The sequence below is a fragment of the Sphingomonas pituitosa NBRC 102491 genome (assembly GCF_001598435.1).
GTDB lineage: Bacteria > Pseudomonadota > Alphaproteobacteria > Sphingomonadales > Sphingomonadaceae > Sphingomonas > Sphingomonas pituitosa.
The window spans coordinates 60578-78278 of record NZ_BCYY01000018.1; the positions used below are offsets into that span (position 1 = coordinate 60578).

23 protein-coding genes are annotated in these 17701 nt (G+C 67.9%); 10 read left to right on the top strand and 13 right to left on the bottom strand.

Annotated features, from left to right (window positions below; all coding sequences use genetic code 11):
• Window positions 1-128: 128 nt before the first annotated feature.
• The 5 genes from SPI01S_RS14900 to SPI01S_RS14920 form a co-directional block, all read right to left on the bottom strand.
• On the bottom strand, window positions 129-614 hold the full coding sequence (locus SPI01S_RS14900; RefSeq protein WP_066724103.1) for a hypothetical protein: 486 nt from the start codon (window positions 612-614) through the stop codon (window positions 129-131).
• Window positions 615-682: 68 nt separating this feature from the next.
• Window positions 683-1603, bottom strand: a complete 921-nt coding sequence (locus tag SPI01S_RS14905) for a TraB/GumN family protein (protein WP_066724105.1) — start codon at window positions 1601-1603, stop codon at window positions 683-685.
• 63 nt (window positions 1604-1666) lie between these two features.
• Window positions 1667-2503, bottom strand: coding sequence for an S-formylglutathione hydrolase (gene fghA / locus SPI01S_RS14910; protein ID WP_066724114.1), 837 nt, complete (start codon window positions 2501-2503; stop codon window positions 1667-1669).
• On the bottom strand, window positions 2503-2889 hold the full coding sequence (locus SPI01S_RS14915) for a VOC family protein (RefSeq protein WP_066724116.1): 387 nt from the start codon (window positions 2887-2889) through the stop codon (window positions 2503-2505). The genes fghA and SPI01S_RS14915 overlap by 1 nt, the downstream gene beginning before the upstream one ends.
• Before the next feature lie 12 nt (window positions 2890-2901).
• Window positions 2902-4014 carry an S-(hydroxymethyl)glutathione dehydrogenase/class III alcohol dehydrogenase gene (locus tag SPI01S_RS14920; protein ID WP_066724118.1) on the bottom strand — a complete coding sequence of 371 codons (1113 nt, stop codon included), beginning with the start codon at window positions 4012-4014 and terminating at the stop codon, window positions 2902-2904.
• A 137-nt stretch (window positions 4015-4151) separates the two neighbouring features.
• Here SPI01S_RS14920 and SPI01S_RS14925 point away from each other — a divergent pair, with 137 nt between their 5' ends.
• The 7 genes from SPI01S_RS14925 (at window position 4152) to SPI01S_RS14955 (ending at window position 9862) form a co-directional block, all read left to right on the top strand.
• The gene (locus SPI01S_RS14925) at window positions 4152-4640 is read left to right on the top strand and encodes a DUF4126 domain-containing protein (RefSeq protein ID WP_084253498.1); all 489 of its coding nucleotides are present in this window, start codon (window positions 4152-4154) and stop codon (window positions 4638-4640) included.
• Window positions 4637-6013, top strand: coding sequence for an FAD-containing oxidoreductase (locus SPI01S_RS14930; protein ID WP_066724121.1), 1377 nt, complete (start codon window positions 4637-4639; stop codon window positions 6011-6013). Before SPI01S_RS14925 ends, SPI01S_RS14930 begins: the two co-directional genes overlap by 4 nt.
• 14 nt (window positions 6014-6027) lie before the next feature.
• Entirely contained in the window at window positions 6028-6672 is a 645-nt protein-coding gene (locus SPI01S_RS14935) for a sulfite oxidase-like oxidoreductase (RefSeq protein ID WP_066724123.1), read from the top strand.
• 134 nt (window positions 6673-6806) lie between these two features.
• Window positions 6807-7169 (top strand): response regulator, encoded by a 363-nt coding sequence (locus SPI01S_RS14940; protein ID WP_066724126.1) that lies wholly within the window; start codon window positions 6807-6809, stop codon window positions 7167-7169.
• Window positions 7166-8935 (top strand): PAS domain-containing sensor histidine kinase, encoded by a 1770-nt coding sequence (locus SPI01S_RS14945; protein ID WP_066724128.1) that lies wholly within the window; start codon window positions 7166-7168, stop codon window positions 8933-8935. The genes SPI01S_RS14940 and SPI01S_RS14945 overlap by 4 nt, the downstream gene beginning before the upstream one ends.
• Window positions 8932-9549, top strand: coding sequence for a response regulator transcription factor (locus SPI01S_RS14950; RefSeq protein WP_066724131.1), 618 nt, complete (start codon window positions 8932-8934; stop codon window positions 9547-9549). The genes SPI01S_RS14945 and SPI01S_RS14950 overlap by 4 nt, the downstream gene beginning before the upstream one ends.
• Before the next feature lie 97 nt (window positions 9550-9646).
• Window positions 9647-9862, top strand: a complete 216-nt coding sequence (locus tag SPI01S_RS14955) for a hypothetical protein (protein ID WP_066724133.1) — start codon at window positions 9647-9649, stop codon at window positions 9860-9862.
• A gap of 32 nt (window positions 9863-9894) precedes the next feature.
• On the opposite strand, the gene SPI01S_RS14960 is transcribed toward SPI01S_RS14955, so the two are convergent.
• From SPI01S_RS14960 to SPI01S_RS14985, 6 genes are read right to left on the bottom strand one after another with little or no spacing between them, the layout of a single operon-like run.
• Complete coding sequence (locus tag SPI01S_RS14960; protein WP_066724258.1) at window positions 9895-10422, bottom strand: P-loop NTPase family protein; 528 nt, start codon at window positions 10420-10422, stop codon at window positions 9895-9897.
• A 56-nt stretch (window positions 10423-10478) separates the two neighbouring features.
• Window positions 10479-10985, bottom strand: coding sequence for a hypothetical protein (locus tag SPI01S_RS14965; protein ID WP_066724136.1), 507 nt, complete (start codon window positions 10983-10985; stop codon window positions 10479-10481).
• Between the two features lie 23 nt (window positions 10986-11008).
• A complete protein-coding gene (locus tag SPI01S_RS14970; protein ID WP_157084729.1) occupies window positions 11009-11293 on the bottom strand; it encodes a hypothetical protein in 285 nt (94 codons plus the stop codon).
• 53 nt (window positions 11294-11346) lie between these two features.
• Window positions 11347-11805, bottom strand: a complete 459-nt coding sequence (locus SPI01S_RS14975; protein ID WP_066724144.1) for a GNAT family N-acetyltransferase — start codon at window positions 11803-11805, stop codon at window positions 11347-11349.
• Window positions 11802-12920: a M14 family metallopeptidase gene (locus tag SPI01S_RS14980; RefSeq protein ID WP_066724148.1), complete on the bottom strand. Its 1119-nt coding sequence runs from the start codon at window positions 12918-12920 to the stop codon at window positions 11802-11804. Before SPI01S_RS14980 ends, SPI01S_RS14975 begins: the two co-directional genes overlap by 4 nt.
• Window positions 12917-13534 carry a DUF4136 domain-containing protein gene (locus SPI01S_RS14985; RefSeq protein WP_066724157.1) on the bottom strand — a complete coding sequence of 206 codons (618 nt, stop codon included), beginning with the start codon at window positions 13532-13534 and terminating at the stop codon, window positions 12917-12919. The genes SPI01S_RS14980 and SPI01S_RS14985 overlap by 4 nt, the downstream gene beginning before the upstream one ends.
• Before the next feature lie 214 nt (window positions 13535-13748).
• Here SPI01S_RS14985 and ykgO point away from each other — a divergent pair, with 214 nt between their 5' ends.
• From ykgO to SPI01S_RS15000, 3 genes are all read left to right on the top strand, one after another.
• Complete coding sequence (gene ykgO / locus SPI01S_RS14990; protein WP_010543750.1) at window positions 13749-13874, top strand: type B 50S ribosomal protein L36; 126 nt, start codon at window positions 13749-13751, stop codon at window positions 13872-13874.
• Window positions 13875-13882: 8 nt separating this feature from the next.
• Complete coding sequence (locus SPI01S_RS14995; protein WP_066724159.1) at window positions 13883-14503, top strand: HAD family hydrolase; 621 nt, start codon at window positions 13883-13885, stop codon at window positions 14501-14503.
• Between the two features lie 234 nt (window positions 14504-14737).
• On the top strand, window positions 14738-15049 hold the full coding sequence (locus SPI01S_RS15000) for a hypothetical protein (RefSeq protein WP_066724161.1): 312 nt from the start codon (window positions 14738-14740) through the stop codon (window positions 15047-15049).
• A 347-nt stretch (window positions 15050-15396) separates the two neighbouring features.
• Here SPI01S_RS15000 and SPI01S_RS15010 read toward each other — a convergent pair whose 3' ends face one another.
• Window positions 15397-16266: a class I SAM-dependent methyltransferase gene (locus SPI01S_RS15010; RefSeq protein ID WP_066724166.1), complete on the bottom strand. Its 870-nt coding sequence runs from the start codon at window positions 16264-16266 to the stop codon at window positions 15397-15399.
• Window positions 16263-17654 (bottom strand): threonine synthase, encoded by a 1392-nt coding sequence (thrC, locus tag SPI01S_RS15015; RefSeq protein WP_066724168.1) that lies wholly within the window; start codon window positions 17652-17654, stop codon window positions 16263-16265. The genes SPI01S_RS15010 and thrC overlap by 4 nt, the downstream gene beginning before the upstream one ends.
• Window positions 17655-17701: the final 47 nt, after the last annotated feature.

The window sequence follows — 17701 nt, forward strand, 5'->3', positions numbered from 1 at the left end:
CAAAGGGTATAGCAATAGGGGGATGGCGCAAGGCGATTGGGATGGGAGATGCAAGGACTGCGCCCTCCTTCCACCCCGTCGCCATTCCCGCGGAGGCGGGGATGACGGCTTGTGGCGGGGGAGGGGTCTTACCGCGCGCCCGCGATGATCCGCCGCACGCCCTCCAGCACCCAGCCATAGACGAGGTGCGAGGCTGCGCCATATGCATGGACCGAGGCCGGCGTGTTGGTCGGCCCGCTGCCCAGGCCGAGCGCCGGCACCGCGCCTTCGTCGAGCAGCGCGGAGGTGACGACGCCGTAGGCGCCGCCGAAGCCGGAGGCCGCTTCCGGCCGGTATTCGGTAATCAGGCCGTAGATGCCGCCCAGCACGCCGCCGACGATGTAATGCACCGCCTGTCCGGAAGCCTCGCGGTACGGCTCCGGCACCTTGTCGCCCGTGGTCGCCTCGACCACCACGTCTGCGGCCTTGACCGTCGCGGGGTCGCCGTCGCTCTGGTCTTCCTTGGGGATCAGCTTGCCCGCCTGGTTCTGGAACGCGGCCATCGCGGCCGAGGCGACCAGGCCGGCGGTGACGCCCGCGAGAAGGCCGATCAGGGGACGGGGGTTCGATGCCATGCGTGCTGCTCCAAACGGGGATGCGGCGGGGCGCCGCACCGAAGAAAAGCGTGCCCCGCCGAACGCGATCAGTAGCGGATGCGCTCCGCCTTCACCTGATCCCTGGCGAGGAACGCCTGGACACTGTCGGCACCTGCCAGATGGCCGGCGCCCACTGCCAAGAACACCGTTCCCGGCTTTTGGAGCCGTGCCTCGATCCATTTCGCCCAGCGCGCATTGCGATCGGTCAGGAGGATCTTCGCGAGTTCGGGGGTGTCGCGCATGCCTTCGTTCATCGTTGCGCCCAGCGCTTCGGGATCGCCCGCGGCCCATTGGTCGATCATCCGCCCGAGCTCGGTGCCGAGCTTGGGATAATCCTCCACTGCCGAGCCGAGAAAGGCGAGCTGGAGCTCCGGCGACATGCTCGAGAAATAGCCGAGCTGCTGTTCCGCGGTCTCCAGCCCGATCACCGGCTTGCCGGCATCCTTCGCAGCGCTGGTCAGCACCTTCTCCGCGCCGCTGGCGGGGTCATAGCCGAGCTTGGGCAGCCCGGCGACGCTGAGCGTGATGCCTGCCACCCAGGGCTGCAGCGCATCGAACGCCGCGGGCGGCGCGCCGATATCTGCCATCGCCTTCAGATAGGCGTCGCGCTTGTCGGCGGGCAGCTGTTCGGCGATCGGCTTGGAGCCCGGCGGTGCCAGCGCCGTCTTCACCAGCAGCCCCTGCATCGCGGCGGGGTCCGGCTCGATCAATTCGAGCACCAGCGTGTCGCTCTTGTCGAAGGCCGTCTTCACCGCCGAATCGAACCAGCTGAGGCCGGGCTTCAGCACATGCACGGTGCCGAACAGATAGATGGTGGTGTCGGCATCCTTGACGACCCACAGTGCCGGATCGGCCGGGCGGCTCTGCACGGCGGGCGCAGCGGCCGGGGCGGCCTGGCCCCAGGCCAGCGGGCTGAACAGCAGCGCCAGCGGCGCGGCGGCGACGGCGAACAGCGACTTCAACTTCACGCCGGAAAACTCCCCCAAATGGGCCGGCGAAGCCCCGCGCTCCGCCGGTGTACTGGTCCTATATCACGCTTTCAGCCGCGCGGCATGCCAGGCAACATGTTCCGCAAGGAAGGTCGAGACGAAATAATAGCTGTGGTCATAGCCCGGCTGCAGCCGCAGCGTCAGCGGGATGTCCGCGGCCGCGCAGGCATCCGCCAGCAGCTGCGGGCGCAGCTGTTCGGCGAGGAAGGCGTCGGCATCGCCCTGATCGACCAGCAGGTCGGGCAGGCGGGCGCCGTCCTCGATCAGGGCGACCGCATCGTGTGTGCGCCATGCCGCCGGGTTGTCGCCGAGATAGCCGCCCAGCGCCTTCTGCCCCCAGGGAACCTGCGACGGCGCGACGATCGGCGCGAAGGCGGAGACGCTGCGGAACCGCTCGGGGTTGCGCAGGGCGATGGTCAGGGCACCGTGCCCGCCCATCGAGTGGCCGGTGATCCCCTGCCGGGCCATGTCGGCCATCGGGAAGTGCTCGGCGAGCAACGCGGGCAATTCGTCCTCGACATAGCTCCGCATGTGGAAATGCTGCGACCAGGGTTCCTGGGTCGCATCGACATAGAAGCCGGCGCCCTGGCCGAAGTCGTACGCCGGCACGTCGATCACGCCCTCGCCGCGCGGGGAGGTGTCCGGCGCCACGAAGATCACGCCAGCCTCGGCACAGGCGCGGCGATACTCGCCCTTCTCGGTGACGTTGGCGTGGGTGCAGGTGAGCCCGGAGAGATACCAGAGCACCGGCAGCTTCGCGCCCTCGTCATGCGGCGGGACATAGACCGAGAAGGTCATCGGCGTGCCCGTCGCGGCGGAGGCGTGGCGGTATACGCCCTGCACCCCGCCGAACGCCTTGTTGGTCGACAGCGTTTCCATCAGGCGCGGACCGGGTGGACGGCGCAGAGCTTGTTCCCGGAGGGATCGCGCAGATAGGCGAGGTAGAGCCTGCGACCGCCGGTCGCCTCGCGGACGCCGGGCGGATCCTCGATCGCGGTGCCGCCATGCGCGAGGCCCGCGGCATGCCAGGCATCGGCCATCTCCGGGCTCTTGGCGTGGAAGCCGATCGTGCCGCCATTGGCGCAGCTTGCCGGCTCGCCGTTGATCGGTCGGGTGATCAGCAGGCGGCCGCCGTCGTGCGCGTAGATCAGGCGGCCGCGCTCGTCGACCACGCCTTCGGGAATGCCGAGGGCGCCCAGAGCGGCGTCGTAGAAGGTCTTGGCGGCGTCCATATCGTCCGCGCCGAGCATCACATGGGTGAACATGGCCTGCGCTCCTTAGTAGACGACGACGCTGCGGATGCTCTCGCCCGCATGCATCAGCTCGAAGCCCTTGTTGATCTCTTCCAGCGTCAGGATGTGGGTGATCATCGGGTCGATCGCGATCTTGCCGTTCATGTACCAGTCGACGATCTTCGGCACGTCGGTCCGGCCCTTGGCGCCGCCGAACGCGGTGCCCTTCCAGACGCGGCCGGTGACCAGCTGGAACGGGCGCGTGGCGATCTCCTTGCCCGCTTCGGCCACGCCGATGATGATCGATTCGCCCCAGCCGCGATGGCAGCATTCGAGCGCGGTGCGCATCACTTCGGTATTGCCGGTGGCGTCGAAGCTGTAGTCGGCGCCGCCATCGGTCAGCTCGACGACCTTGGCGACGACCTGTTCGCGCGACATGCCCTTGGTGTTGAGAAAGTGGGTCATGCCGAACTTGCGGCCCCATTCCTCGCGGTCCGGGTTGACGTCGATGCCGATGATCTGGCCCGCACCGGCCAGCCGTGCGCCCTGGATAACGTTGAGGCCGATGCCGCCCAGGCCGAACACCACGACGGTCTCGCCCACCTGGACCTTGGCGGTGTTGACCACCGCGCCGACGCCGGTGGTGACGCCGCAGCCGATATAGCAGCTGGTCTGGAAGGGCGCGTCCTCGCGGATCTTCGCCACCGCGATCTCGGGCAGCACGGTGAAGTTCGAGAAGGTCGAGCAGCCCATGTAATGGAAGATCGGCTGGCCCTTGTAGCTGAAGCGCGTGGTGCCGTCGGGCATCAGCCCTTTGCCCTGGGTGGCGCGGATCGCGGTGCACAGGTTGGTCTTGCCCGATAGGCACGACTTACACTGGCGGCATTCGGGCGTGTAGAGCGGGATCACATGGTCGCCGGGCTTCACGCTGGTGACGCCGGCGCCCACCTCGCGGACGATGCCGGCGCCTTCATGGCCGAGCACCGACGGGAACAGGCCCTCCGAATCGAGTCCGTCCAGCGTGTAGGCATCGGTGTGGCAAAGGCCGGTGGCCATGATCTCGACCAGCACTTCGCCGGGCTTGGGACCTTCCAGATCGAGTTCGACGATCTCCAGCGGCTTCTTCGCTTCGAAGGCGACGGCGGCGCGGGTCTTCATGGCCGGTTCTCCTGATGGGCTTGGTTGGTCCGCCTGATCGGTCAATCGGTGGCGGGTTGCAACCCGTTGGCGTTCGTTTCGTTGGCGGCGGGACCATACCCAAGTCCAGTTGCGCATCGTGTCGAAAAGGCGCTGGTATGGCAGTCCTTATGGGAGACCTGTCGATGCCGCCCCTCGTCCTCGCGCTGCTGATCGGCATCGTCGCCGGCATGCGCACCATGACCGCGCCCATGGCGATATCCTGGGCCGCCACTGCCGGCTGGCTGCCGCTGGAAGGCACCTGGCTCGGCTGGATGGGCTGGTGGGGCACGCCGTGGATCTTCACGCTGCTCGCGATCGGGGAATATGTCGCGGACAAGCTGCCGACCACGCCCAGCCGCAAGTCGCCGCCGGGCTTCATCGGAAGGCTGCTCTCGGGCGCGCTGTGCGGCGCGGCGATCGGGCTGGCGGCGAGTTCGCTGCCGTTGTGCATCGCGGCCGGCGTGCTCGGCGCGGTGATCGGCACCTTCGGCGGCTATGCGGCGCGGATGGGGCTCTGCCGCGCCTTCGGCACCGATCTTCCTGCCGCGCTGGTCGAGGATCTCGCGGCGATCGGCGTGGCGGCGTTTGCGGCGGCATCGCTGTGAGCCGGAAGTTCGACGCGATCGTCATCGGTGCCGGCCAGGCGGGCACCCCGCTTGCCGGGCGGCTGAGCGACGCCGGCATGTCGGTGGCGCTGGTCGAGCGGCACCTGCTCGGCGGCACCTGCGTCAACACCGGCTGCAAGCCGACCAAGACCTGGGTCGCCAGCGCGTACGCCGCGCACATGGCCCGCCGTGCCGCCGATTTCGGTGTGACGATCGGCGGCGACGTAAGCATCGATTTCGCAAGGGTGCGGGCGCGGGCCGACAAGATCTCCGCCGATTCGCGCGCGTCGCTGCGCCAGTGGATCGACGGCATGGCGCACTGCAGCTTGTTCTTTGGCCAGGCACGGTTCGAATCGCCGCGCCGGATCCGTGTCGGCGACGAAGTGCTGGAAGCCGACCGCATCTTCCTCAATGTCGGCGGCCGGGCGCTGGTGCCGGACATGCCCGGCGTGAATGACGTACCCTTCCTCACCAACAGCACGATCCTGAAGCTGGATGCCGTGCCGCGCCACCTGGTGGTGGTGGGCGGCAGCTATATCGGCCTTGAGTTCGGCCAGATGTTCCGCCGCTTCGGCGCCGAAGTGACGATCGTCGAGAAGGGGCCCACGCTGATCGGCCGCGAGGATCCCGAAATCTCGGACGCGGTGCGCGACATCCTCGAAGCGGAAGGCATCGCGATCCGCACCGGCGCCGAGTGCATCCGCTTCGCGCGCCAAGGCGAGGACGTGCTGGTCGGCGTCGACTGCCACGAGGGCAGCCCCGAAGTGCTCGGCAGCCATGCGCTGCTCGCGGTGGGGCGCACGCCCAATACCGACGATCTCGGGCTCGAGGCCGCGGGGGTGGCGACCGATGCGCGCGGCTATGTCCAGGTCGACGATGCGCTGCGTACCAATGTCGAGGGCATCTGGGCGATGGGCGACTGCAACGGGCGCGGCGCCTTTACCCACACGGCCTATAACGACTTCGAGATCGTTGCGGGCAATTTGCTCGACGGCGCCGACCGCAAGGTGACCGACCGCATCCCCGCCTATGCGCTCTACATCGATCCGCCGCTCGGCCGTGTCGGCATGGGCGAGGCGGAGGCGAAGAAGGCCGGTCACCGCATCGAGGTCGGCCGGCGCCCGATGACGCGGGTCGGCCGCGCGGTGGAGAAGGACGAGACGCTCGGTTTCATGAAGCTGGTGAGCGACGCCGATAGCGGACGCATCCTGGGCGGCGCGATCCTCGGCACCAGCGGCGACGAGGCGATCCACGGCGTGCTCGACCTGATGGTCAAGCAGGGGACGGCTACGGACCTGTCCCACGCCGTGCATATCCACCCGACCGTCTCCGAGCTATTGCCGACCATCGCTGGCGAGCGGACGCCGGCCTGACGAGGGAGCAGCCGATGGACGAGGACAGCAAGCTCACCCGCTCCAAGCGCGCCTGGGCCGAGTCGGGCAAGTTTCTCACCGGGCGGACCTCCCGCCCCGAGGCGGAGCGGCTGCCGCCGGGGCAGCATCTGGTGACCAACTGGCCGGTGCTCGATCTCGGCCGCCAGCCCGAGGTGCGGCCCGAGCGATGGCGGCTGACCATCGACGGCATGGTCGCCCGGCCGCTGACGCTCGACTGGGCAGGCTTCGAGGCGCTGGCCACCGACGAGCGGACGAGCGACATCCACTGCGTCACCAGCTGGTCGCGCTACGACAATCGCTGGGCGGGGGTGGCGACGGCACGGCTGCTCGAGATGGTCGAGCCGCGCGAGGAAGCGGCGGCGGTGATGCTGCACGGCCATGACGGCTATACCACCAACCTGCTCCTCGCCGATTTCGCCGCGCCCGACGCGCTGATCGCGCATCGCTGGGAAGGCAAGCCGCTCCACCGCGACCATGGCGGCCCGGCGCGGCTGGTGGTGCCGCACCTCTATTTCTGGAAGAGCGCGAAGTGGATCTCGCGCATCGAGGTGATCGGCCGCGACCGGCCCGGCTTCTGGGAAGTGAACGGCTATCACCTGCGCGGCGATCCCTGGGCCGAGGAGCGCTACTCGCGCTGAGCCGCGCGCCAATACGTACCAATCCGCATGCCGCCGGGGCGCAGGGCTCCATATTCTGGCTGCATGCGTTTTAGCGTCTGCCTTGTCTGCCCTCATGCGCCATTCCTGGTGCGCGCGTGAAGGAGGGCGTTCCCATGCCGGCCCGGGCGGTGCGCGAACGCGTGCTGCTGGTCGATTCGCAGGACGATTCGCGGCGCGCGCTCCAATTGCTGCTGCAGGGCTGCGGCATGGACGTGCGCGCCTTTGCCTCCGCGGCGGCCGCGATGGCGGAGGCGACGCTCGATCAGATCCGCACCCTGCTGATCGCGCGCGACCTGTCGGACGGCGATGCGATCCACCTGCTGCGGCAGCTTGCCCGGCGCGGCTGGCAGGGGCGGGCGATCCTGATCGGCCGCAGCCATGCCGAACTCGACGACGAAGCCCGCGCCGCCGGCTTCGTCGGCGTGGTGAAGAAGCCCGTCGGCCGGCTCGAGTTGCTCGGCGCACTGGCGCGATGAACTTTCCGTTGCCGCAGTTCGACAGCCCCGTGCGCCCGACGCTCGGCGATCGGCTGCGGCTGCGCCTTCCGGAGGCGCTGGCGACGCTGCTGCTGCTCGGCTCCGGCCTGGCGCTCGCGCCCCTGGTCTCGCGCGGCGAGCGCTATGTGCTGGTCGGTGTGCTGCTCGCCTGGGCGGCGGCGATCCTGCTGCTCGCCGCGTACAGCCGTGCACTGCGCCGCCGGCTGCGCGCCGAGCGAGCCGATGCCTGCAGGCGGGCCGATCGTGCCGACGAACTCGCCGCCGAGCTCAACCTGCTGATCGACGGCGCGGTCGGCTATGCGATTTACACCGTCGACCCGAAGGGCCGGGTATCCTTCTGGAACGAAGGCGCACGCCGGCTGAAGGGTTGGCATGAGGAAGAGGTACTCGGGCGCGACATGGCGCTGTTCTATCCGGCCTCGGCCATTGCCGCCGGCAAGCCGTGCGCCGATCTCGCGGCGGCCTTGCGCGACGGCAAGTTCGAGGAGGAGGATTGGCGTCTCCGCAAGGATGGCAGCGAGTTCCTCGCCCAGGTGCTGATCACGCCGCTGCGCGACCCTGATGGTCGGCTGCGCGGCTATGGCAAGGTGATCCGCGACATCACCGAACAGCGCGCGAGCGAGCGCCAGGCGACCGCCGCCGCCAACCATCTCCGCTCGATCCTGGCGACGGTGCTCGACGCGATGGTGATCATCGACGAGCGCGGCAACATCCTCTCGTTCAGCGCCGCCGCCGAGCGGATGTTCGGCTATGCCGAGGACGAGGTAGTCGGCGCCAACATCAGCCTGCTCATGCCGACGGGCGACGGCCAGCAGCATGACGGCTATCTCCGCCGCTATCTGGAAACCGGCGAGCGCCGGATCATCGGCACCGGCCGCACCGTAACCGCCAGGCGGCGCGACGGCTCGACCTTCCCGATCGAGCTGTCGGTGGGTGAGGCGATCACCGAGGGCGAGCGCGTGTTCACCGGCTTCATCCGCGACCTGAGCGACAAGCAGCGTGCCGAGCAGCGGATCGAGGAGCTGCGTTCCGGCCTGATCCATGCCGCGCGGGTGAGCGCAATGGGCACCATGGCCTCGACCCTCGCGCACGAACTCAACCAGCCGATCACGGCGGTGGTGAACTATGTGCAGGGCGTCTCCAACCTGATCGATTCCGACGATCCGGCAGATCGGCCGATCATCCGCGAGGCGCTGGCGGATACCGCGCAGGAGGCCCTGCGCGCGGGCACCATCGTGCGCCGCCTGCGCGAATTCGTCGCGCGCGGCGAGGTCGAGAAGAGCGTCGAGCACATTCCCGACCTGGTCGACGAGGCGTGCAAGCTCGCGCTGATCGGCGCACGGGAAAAGGGCGTGGTCGCCGAGTTCCTGTTCGATCCGATCGCGGGCCCCGTGCTGGTCGATCGCATCCAGATCCAGCAGGTGCTGATCAACCTGATGCGCAACGCCATCGAGGCGATGGCGGCATCGCCGGAGCGCCGGCTTACCGTGTTGAGCCGCGTCGAGTCGCCCGGCTTCGTGCGGGTGACGGTTGCGGATAGCGGGCCCGGTGTCGCGCCGGAGGTGGCGGAGGATCTGTTCCGCGCATTTCACAGCACCAAGGCGGACGGGATGGGCCTCGGCCTTTCGATCTGCCGCACCATCGTGGAGGCGAATGGCGGTCGCATCTGGCTGGAGCCGCGCGTCGGCGGCGGCAGCTGCTTCCACTTTACCCTCGTCCATGTAGAAGAAGGGAATACCCCGTGAACGACAAGCGCCTCGTCCATATCGTCGACGACGAGGACGGCGTCCGCCGCTCCGCCAGCTTCATGCTCAAGACCTCCGGCTTCGCGGTGCAGACCTGGCCGTCGGGCGTCGCGTTCCTCAAGGAAGCGCGGCATGTCGAGCCGGGCTGCGTGCTGCTCGACGTGCGCATGCCGGAGATGGACGGGCTGGAGGTGCAGCAGGAACTGCACGCGCGCGGCATTGCGCTGCCGGTGATCGTGCTGACCGGGCACGGCGACGTCTCGCTGGCGGTGAAGGCGATGAAGGCCGGCGCGGTCGACTTTCTCGAAAAGCCGATGGAGAGCCGCGCCTTGATCGACGCGATCAACCGCGGCTTCGAGCGGCTGGAGGCGGCCGAGGACGTGAAGGCGCGGGCGGCGGATGCAGAAACGCTGCTCGGCGCGCTGACCGTGCGCGAGCGCGAGGTGCTGGACGGACTGGCGCAGGGCTATCCGAACAAGACCATCGCCTATGACCTTGGCATCTCGGCGCGAACGGTGGAGGTGCACCGCGCGAACGTGATGGCGAAGCTGGGCGCGAAGAGCCTGTCCGAGGCGCTGCGAATCGCGTTCGCAGCGGGAATGGGCGCAGGCTAAACGATTGCAGTAGCGTGCATTCCCGTCGTTTTTGGGGTATGAAGAACGGGACTCGGGAGAGGGCCGGATCGACAACGCTGGACAGGGAGCGGGTGCGATGACGATGCAACACGAACCGACTGCGATGGGCATGCTGCCGGAAGCGGAAGAGAGCCTGCGGGCCTGGTCTTCGGGCCTGTTCACCGCCTGGTGCGACGCGGTGGTGACGCCGTGGAATCTCGTGCCGGACCCCACCACCCATGCGCACGAAGCCGGCGAGCGGCTGTCGATCCCGGAAGCGCTGGAGAGCGGGGCGCTGTCGCTGTTCGCGTGAAGGGCGGCACGGGCGGCGGCGCGATACTAGGCTTATCGGCTAAGGCCGTTCTGGCGGTAGAAGTCCGAGATGGCTTCCGGCGAGGCGAGCAGGGCCTTGGGGAGCTGGCTGTCCCCGAATATCCGCCGATAGCGCACCCGATTGGCGGGGGTGGCGAACAGGATGTGGTGAAGCATCGCCCATTTCACGCTGTCCCGCCCCCCGGCCAGCGCACCATGTCGTTGGCGTTCGAACCAGCAGCGTCGGACATAGCGATAGAGGCTGACCGACGTCGGCACGTCCAGCAGCAGCAATCCGGTCGCCCGCGCCAGGCGTTGCGGCAGCAGGCGGGTATAATTGCCCTCGATTACCCAGCTTTCTCCCAGGATCGTCGCGTCGTGGAGTGCTGCGAAATCGACGGCCGGGCGAGGGACCCAATCACTATCGGGCAGGTGGTGGAGTTGATCGAGGTGGATTGCCTCCAGCCCGCGCGCATTGGCGATGGCCACGGCGAGCGTTGACTTGCCGCTGTTGGACGGCCCGAGAATACAAAGGCGAGGACCGAGTTCATCGAGCGTCATGGCACGCTTGTCCTTGCTGAAGATGGCGCTGTGCGTCCGGAGGTGCGCGTCGTCGATCACAGCGCCTCGCGTTTCACTAGTTTTTTGACGAAGGGGCGACGACTCGGCGCGGAGACCTGGCTGGGGCAGGCCTTGGTTAGGGCGGTGGCGTGGAGGCGGCCGTGTTCCGCGCGTAGCCGCACGGTGGTCTCTTCGGCAGCGCCGTGATCGTCGCAGGGCCAGTCCATCACCTCGCCGGGCGGGGGGTTCCGTGCCAGTGCCTCCCACTGCCAGCTGTAGAGCTTCAGCGGTCGCTCGGAATGTTCGGCACTGGTGAGAGCATGCAGCCGAGGATGATCGCGCGTGGTGCCGATCGCGACCATCAAGTGCTTGCCGCACGGAAGCGTGTCGATCTGCAACAGGAATTCGCCGGCGATGCCATCATGATTATAGTCTTGCAGGCGCAGGACCGGCGCCGGGGCGCGGCCGCGGATCGTGGCCGCCGGGGTCTCGTCGCCCATGTCGTCTAACCGGGTGGGCCAGCGCTGCAGCATCGCGACCGCTCCCTTCTCGTTGAACAGCATGTCCGAACCTGCAAAAAGCGGCGTCAATGGCAAGCGCTCCCGCGGCGTGCCCGGGCGCTGCCGTTCCAGGACGAGATCGCCGACTGGGCATAGGCAGCGCCGCTGCATGGGCAGGTCATCGCCATGCTCGGGACTTTCGGCCCGCAGCTTGTGGCGTCGCGCGGCGGGCCGCGCCAGACCAGGCGCCAGACTTCCTCGGTCCCGCCGATCCTGACGCTGCGCTGCTCGCGGACAACCTCCTTCTCGAGAGCGGCGAGCAGCGGCGCGGCGGCGAGCGCCAGCAGGGCGGACAGCGGGCGGAGCAACACGGTGCCAGCTTGCCATGCCGGCGCGCTGCCAGGAAGATCGGTGTTCGCCTTTCCTACAGCGCCAGCGTCAAAAACCGGCTGTGCGGGTCCTCGCGATAGTCGCCGAAGGGTGGGCAGGGGACGAAGCCGTAGCGCGTGTAGAGCCGGATCGCAGGTTCGAACGCTGGCGCGGCGCCGGTTTCCAGGCTCAGCCGCGTCAGCTCCCGCGTTCGGGCGACGGACAGGATATGCTCCAGCATCGCTGCGCCCACGCCCTTGCCGAGATGGGCGGGCGCAGTGCGCATCGACTTTATCTCGCCGTGCCCCGCATCGAGCTGCTTGAGCGCGCCCATGCCGAGCAGTTCCACACCGGCCCAGGCGCTCCAGAAGGTGACGTCCGCCGCCTGGAGGCCCGAAAGGTCGAGGAAATGGCAGCTTTCCTCGGGCGAGTTGGCGAGCATACCCGCGGCGTGCAGGCGCAACAGCGCCTGCACCCGCCCATCGTCCAGCCCGCCTTCCCGGATCGCGATCACAGCGTGTCGATCATGCCGGCCAGCGTTTCGAGGCAGGCATGGGCGAGCAGCTTGCTGCGGATCGGCGACCAGCCGAATTCCGGGTCGGCGTTCGCGTCATGGTCCTTGAACGGCATCTCCAGCGTCATCGACACCGCGCCGAACCGCTCGGCGAGCTGGTTGGTCGACATGGCGAGGTTGGCCCGGCCCGGGGGCGCCTTGTCATAGCCGAGTTCGGTCTGGAAATCCGGCGTGTGCGCGGCGAGCCGGCGACCGAATTCGTAGAACTTCTCGCCCAGTTCATCGGTCCAGCTCGGGATGCCTTCGAAGCCGGCGAGGAAGTTGGCCGGGATCGCCTCGTCGCCGTGGACGTCCATCGCGAAGGTGACGCCGGTTTCATCCATCGCATTGCGAACGGCGAGCACTTCCGGGCTGCGCTCGGGCGTCGGCGTGTGCCATTCGCGGTTGAGGTTCACCCCCGCCGCGTTGGTACGCAGATGGCCGCGGCGCGAGCCGTCCGGGTTCATGTTCGGCACGCAGTGGAAGGTTGCTTTCTCCCGCAGCGTGCTCGCCACCGCATTGTCCTCGTCGGTGAGGAACTCGAGCGCGCCTTCCATCCACCATTCGGCCATGCTCTCGCCGGGATGCTGGCGGGCGTAGAGCCATACCTGCTTCGGCCCCTCGCCCACGGTGAGGCAATCGATCGGCTGGCCGTCCAGCGTCTCACCCAGCTGGCGGTGCGTCACGCCCTCGGCAAGCGCGATGCGGCTGACGAGATCGTGGTGCCGCTCCATCGAATAGGGCGCGAAATAGGCGAACCAGGTGAGGTCCGTCTGGAAATGGTGGGTGAAGCTGAGGACGCCGCCGGCATAGTCGGTGTCGGTCATCCGCCACGATTCGCGGTCCGCCGACCAGCGCGCCTTGTAGCCCGGCCAGCCGAACGGATAGGCCGAACTGCCCGCATTGAGGATGCGGAAGGTCAGCGTCCGGCCCTTCGCGCCGGCGACGCGGAAGTGGAACCACTGGAAGAATTCCGACTCGTGATCGAGGACGATCTCGCAGTCGACTCGGTCGCCTTCGATGGCGACGACGCGAATGTTGCCGCTGTCGAACGCGGCGCTGATCTGGATGCTCATTTGACCGTCGTAGTGATCCCGGACTCGCCGGGAAAGTCCTTGAACAGCGCGGCGGCGAGTCGCTGCGCGGTGGCGGCGGGCTGATTGTCCTTGATGCCGACGCCGGTGGTCTCGGCGCGGCCTTCCCAGATCACGCTCTCGCCGGCGCGGCGGCGGAGCTGCACCCAGAGCTGCGAGACGAGAATCTCGTTCTGCTTGCGCTTGCCGAGGCCGAAGGAAAAGCCGCCGCCCAGGCCGACCCCGCCGCCCCGGCCGCCGCCGAAGCTGCCGCCGCCCAGGCCGATCGACACCGGCGACGGTTCGCGGATGACGCCGCGCGAGGCGCGGGTGAACGAGACCGAGGCGATATAGCCTGCCGGCCGGTCGCTGGTGGCGGGAACATAGCCCTGCTTGCCCAGCTCCGCCTGCACCGCATCGGCATAGGCGCGGAACTCGGGGGTCACGTCCATCGCGCCGGACATCGGCATGATGGTCACGGTGGTCCGCTCGAACGGCTCGTTCAGGTGATAGCGGGTGACGTCGATCGGCGGACGGCCGCCGGTGGAGGTGCAGCCGGCGGCGAGCGCGGGCAGGGTGGCGAGCAGGGCAAGACGCAGATACGGATTCACGAACACGCACTCCTGTTTCGTGGGTGCAATGGATGTATCCTGCCGGCACGGGCCGGGTCGAGCGGATTTGCGTTGCCCATCGGCGGTGGAACGTTCGGGGACGGCGTTCGGCTGCATATCGGCTGCATGGGGGGCACGCCCGGCCTTGACTTCCCGCCCCCGCGCTTATAGGCGAGCCGCTCTTTCCGGCATTCCAGATAATTTGAGAAGCGAATCGGTCATGAAGATCGTCAATTCATTGAAGTCGCTCAAGGGGCGGCACCGCGACAACCGCGTGATCCGCCGCCGTGGCCGGATCTACGTGATCAACAAGACGCAGAAGCGTTTCAAGGCACGTCAGGGCTGAGCCCACAGGTGGGGACTGCGCCGCACGCCGTCATCTTCGACGTCGGCAACGTTCTTTTCCCTTGGGAACCGCGGCGTTTGTACGAGCGCCTGTTCGACACCGAGCAGGCGCTCGACGCGTTTCTGTCGCAGGTCGTCACCAAGGAATGGCATTTCCAGCATGACGCTGGCCGCCCCTTCGCCGAGACCTCGGCGGAGCTGAGCGCGCTGTACCCGGAGCATGCCGACAAGATCGCGCTCTGGGGGCCGCGCTTTGCCGAGCAGCTGGGGCCCGCCTTTCCGGACATGGTCGCGCTGATCGAGGAACTCGATTCGGCAGGCGTGCCGCTGTTCGGCATCACCAACTTCTCCGGCGAGTTCTGGCGGGCCTGGATGCCGCAGGTCGAGTGGCTGTTCGGCCGCTTCCAGGACATCGTCGTCTCGGGCGACGAGAAGCTCACCAAGCCCGATCCCGCCATCTACGCGCTGGCGCTGGAGCGATTCGGGTTGGCCGGGCCGGACGCGGTGTTCGTCGACGATCTGGCGGTGAATGTGGAAGCGGCGCGGGCGCAGGGCATCCACGGCGTGGTGTTCACCGGCGCCGAGCCGTTCCGCGCCGAGCTGGTGCGGCTGGGCGTGCTCGCCGGCTGAGGGCTGGCGGCTTTTCTTTACCTCGCTACCGTTCGACCTTCCCGCAAAGGCGAGAATCCATTCGCCTGTGCTCCGGGGCAGAGACCGCGCCGCTGACCACAATGGATCCCGGCTTGTGCCGGGAGGCCGGCGGCGGCTGCGGCGTTCGACGGTGCGGGCGATGATTGCCGCGAATGCCCGGAGTTGGTGGGAAGCGGTCGTTGCGAATGGTTAGGGTGCCGCTACAACGCTTTCATGCTCTGGAACGTGATAGACAAGCGCACGCGCCCTTATCGTTGGCGCGAGGTCAATGCGATCGTGGAAGCGGTCGAGCACGATAACAGCTGTCCTGACGCCGACCAGGCTCCGGAAAGTGATCCCCTGCTAGTGGTGGACTACGATGCGCTGGAAGCTGTTTCAGTTCAGGAAGCGATTGCGTGGGCAAACGGGCAGCGGTGCCCCGTCACGTTGTATCTCTACGATCTAGGTCGTGGCTTCGCCAGCGAACAGCACTTCGACGAAATGGGGATACGCTTCCGCGCCGCCGACGAGAACCCGCTGGATTGAATGGACACCATTGGGGCATTTCCGGAACGACAGCGTTAGCCTTCAGCGAGCAGAGCTCTGCCGGTGTCTGTCCACGTGCCGCCGCGTCCGGACGGAAAGACCAAGCCGTATTCGACGAGCAACTCGACGGCATCTTCGCCCGCGCCCATACACTCGTGGTCGAGCCCAGCTTGCTCTCCGCTGCCGATATATTGTTCGCACATCCAAGCAAGGGCCAGGAGCAAGCGCTTTTCGTTCGCCGTCATATTCGCATTATGGTCTTCGTGCTGACGGACGACAATGTCCGCAACTGGGCGAAAGCGGAAAGGCGGCTTGTTCTCGGTACGCGGCTTATTCGCTTCGAAGTGCTACCTACTCCACCGCGCAAAAATCGCCGTAGGCAGCTCCAGCCCGCGTGCTTCCTCGCGCACCGTCAACTCGCCCGCTTCGACCGTGCCGCCCTTGTCCGCCATCGCCTGGCGGACCAGCTCGCCGATCGCCAGCGCCGACATCCGCACCGCATAGACCGTCAGGAACAGGAAGCGCGACTCGGCATCGAGGAGCCTGGCCACGTCATCGATCAGGCCGGGCAGGCCTTCTTCCAGCTTCCATACCTCGCCGTTCGGCCCGCGGCCCCATTTCGGCGGATCGAGGATGATGCCGTCATAGCGCCGACCGCGCCGCACCTCGCGCGCGGTGAATTTCATCGCGTCGTCGATCATCCAGCGGATCGGTTTGTCGGCCATGCCCGAAAGCTCGGCATTGGCCTTGCCTTCCATGACCGACTTTTTCGAGGCGTCGACATGCGTTACCTTCGCGCCCGCCGCCGCCAGCGCCAGCGAGCCGACGCCGGTATAGCCGAACAGGTTCATGCACTCGGGCGCGTCCATCCCGGCGATGCGGCCGCGCATCCAGTCCCATACCGGCGCCATGTCCGGGAAGAAGCCGAGATGGCGGAACGGCGTGGTCTGGGCGGTGAAGCGCACCTCGCGCCACGCCAGCGGCCAGCCCTCGCGCGGGGTGGGCTTGAGATACTCCCAGCGGCCGCCGCCATCCTCGTCGGAGCCGGGGACGAATTCGGCATGCGCGTCCCACTCGGCCGAGGCCGGCGCCCACATCGCCTGCGGCTCGGGGCGGATGAAGCGATAGGCGCCGTAGCGCTCCAGCTTGCGGCCGTGGCCGGAATCGATCAGCCCATAGTCGCCCCAGGGTTCGCCGGTGAGGGTGACGAGCTTCACGGCCGGGGCTGCGCGCGCTCGGCGATATAGCCGGTGATCGCGTTGAAGTCGGCGGGGAGGGTATCGTAGCGCTCCTGGCGCTCGAACAGGTCGCCGATGCGGCTCGGCACCAGCGGGCGCATGCCGGTGGCGCGCTCGACCGCGTCGCGGAACTTGGCGGGATGGGCGGTGGCGAGGGTGACCACTGGCACGTCCGGGGCCAGGCCGGCGCGCTGGGCGGCGGCGAGGCCGATCGCGGTGTGCGGGTCGATCACCTGCGCCGCTTCGGCACAGGCCCAGCGCATCGCTTCGTTCATCCCGTCGGCGTCGATCGCGTCGCTGGTGAACAGCTTGGATGCGCCTTCGCGCTGGGTATTGGTGAGCTGCATCGCGCGGGTCGATTCGAAGCCGCGCATCTGATCGGCGATCGGTGCGCCGGCGAGGTCGGCGAGCAGCCGCTCGAAGTTCGAGCTGACCTGGATGTCCATCGAGGGCGCGGCGGTGGGCGTGACGGTGCCTGCCGAATAGTCGCCGGCCGAAAGCGCGCGATGCAGGATGTCGTTGACGTTGGTCGCCACCACCAGCTTGGCCACCGGCAGCCCCATCCGTGCGGCGACATAGCCGGCGAACACGTCGCCGAAATTGCCGGTGGGGACCGAGAAGGCGACCGGCCGCTCGGGCGCGCCGAGGCGGACGGCGGCGTAGAAATAATAGACCACCTGCGCCATCAGCCGGGCCCAGTTGATCGAATTGACGGCGCTCAACTGGAAGCGGCCGGAGAAATCGCGATCGTTGAACATCGCCTTCACCAGCGCCTGGGCATCGTCGAAGCTGCCGTCAATCGCGATGTTGTGGACGTTGGGGGCGAGCACCGTGGTCATCTGCCGGCGCTGGACGTCGGAGACGCGGCCCTGCGGGTGCAGCATGAAGATGTCGACGCCGATGCGGCCGGCCACTGCGTCGATCGCGGCGCTGCCGGTATCGCCCGAGGTGGCGCCGACGATCGTCAGGTGCTGGTTGGTACCTGCCAGGAACTTCTCGAAGAACAGGCCGAGCAGCTGGAGCGCCACATCCTTGAAGGCGAGGGTGGGGCCGTGGAACAGCTCGAGCAGCCAGTGCTGCTGGTCGATCTGGACCAGCGGCACCACCGCCGCGTGCGAGAAGCGGCCATAGGCCTGGGTGCAGAGCTGGCGGAGCTCGTCCTCGCTCAGATCCGGCGTCACGAAGGGCAGCATCACGCGGACGGCGGTCTCGACATAGGAGAGCCCGCGCATCGCGGCGATGTCCTCGGCCGAGAAGCGCGGCCATTCGGTCGGAATATAAAGGCCGCCGTCGCTGGCGAGACCGGTGAGGGTGACGTCGCGAAAGCCCAGCGTGGGCGCGGCGCCGCGGGTGCTGTGATACTGCATGGCCGCCCGCGTTACCCGGCAGGCGCGGGGACGACAAGATAGCTGTC

What these genes read in the sequence shown, in the direction of transcription:
- thrC (WP_066724168.1), bottom strand. Translation starts at nt 17,654, where the DNA reads ATGCAGTATCACAGCACCCGCGGCGCCGCGCCCACGCTGGGCTTTCGC.
- SPI01S_RS14945 (WP_066724128.1), top strand. Translation starts at nt 7,166, where the DNA reads ATGAACTTTCCGTTGCCGCAGTTCGACAGCCCCGTGCGCCCGACGCTC.
- SPI01S_RS14940 (WP_066724126.1), top strand. Translation starts at nt 6,807, where the DNA reads ATGCCGGCCCGGGCGGTGCGCGAACGCGTGCTGCTGGTCGATTCGCAG.
- SPI01S_RS14965 (WP_066724136.1), bottom strand. Translation starts at nt 10,985, where the DNA reads ATGCTGTTCAACGAGAAGGGAGCGGTCGCGATGCTGCAGCGCTGGCCC.
- SPI01S_RS15000 (WP_066724161.1), top strand. Translation starts at nt 14,738, where the DNA reads ATGCTCTGGAACGTGATAGACAAGCGCACGCGCCCTTATCGTTGGCGC.
- fghA (WP_066724114.1), bottom strand. Translation starts at nt 2,503, where the DNA reads ATGGAAACGCTGTCGACCAACAAGGCGTTCGGCGGGGTGCAGGGCGTA.
- SPI01S_RS14920 (WP_066724118.1), bottom strand. Translation starts at nt 4,014, where the DNA reads ATGAAGACCCGCGCCGCCGTCGCCTTCGAAGCGAAGAAGCCGCTGGAG.
- SPI01S_RS14915 (WP_066724116.1), bottom strand. Translation starts at nt 2,889, where the DNA reads ATGTTCACCCATGTGATGCTCGGCGCGGACGATATGGACGCCGCCAAG.
- SPI01S_RS14955 (WP_066724133.1), top strand. Translation starts at nt 9,647, where the DNA reads ATGACGATGCAACACGAACCGACTGCGATGGGCATGCTGCCGGAAGCG.
- SPI01S_RS14925 (WP_084253498.1), top strand. Translation starts at nt 4,152, where the DNA reads ATGGCAGTCCTTATGGGAGACCTGTCGATGCCGCCCCTCGTCCTCGCG.
- SPI01S_RS14900 (WP_066724103.1), bottom strand. Translation starts at nt 614, where the DNA reads ATGGCATCGAACCCCCGTCCCCTGATCGGCCTTCTCGCGGGCGTCACC.
- SPI01S_RS14980 (WP_066724148.1), bottom strand. Translation starts at nt 12,920, where the DNA reads ATGAGCATCCAGATCAGCGCCGCGTTCGACAGCGGCAACATTCGCGTC.
- SPI01S_RS14960 (WP_066724258.1), bottom strand. Translation starts at nt 10,422, where the DNA reads ATGACGCTCGATGAACTCGGTCCTCGCCTTTGTATTCTCGGGCCGTCC.
- ykgO (WP_010543750.1), top strand. Translation starts at nt 13,749, where the DNA reads ATGAAGATCGTCAATTCATTGAAGTCGCTCAAGGGGCGGCACCGCGAC.
- SPI01S_RS14935 (WP_066724123.1), top strand. Translation starts at nt 6,028, where the DNA reads ATGGACGAGGACAGCAAGCTCACCCGCTCCAAGCGCGCCTGGGCCGAG.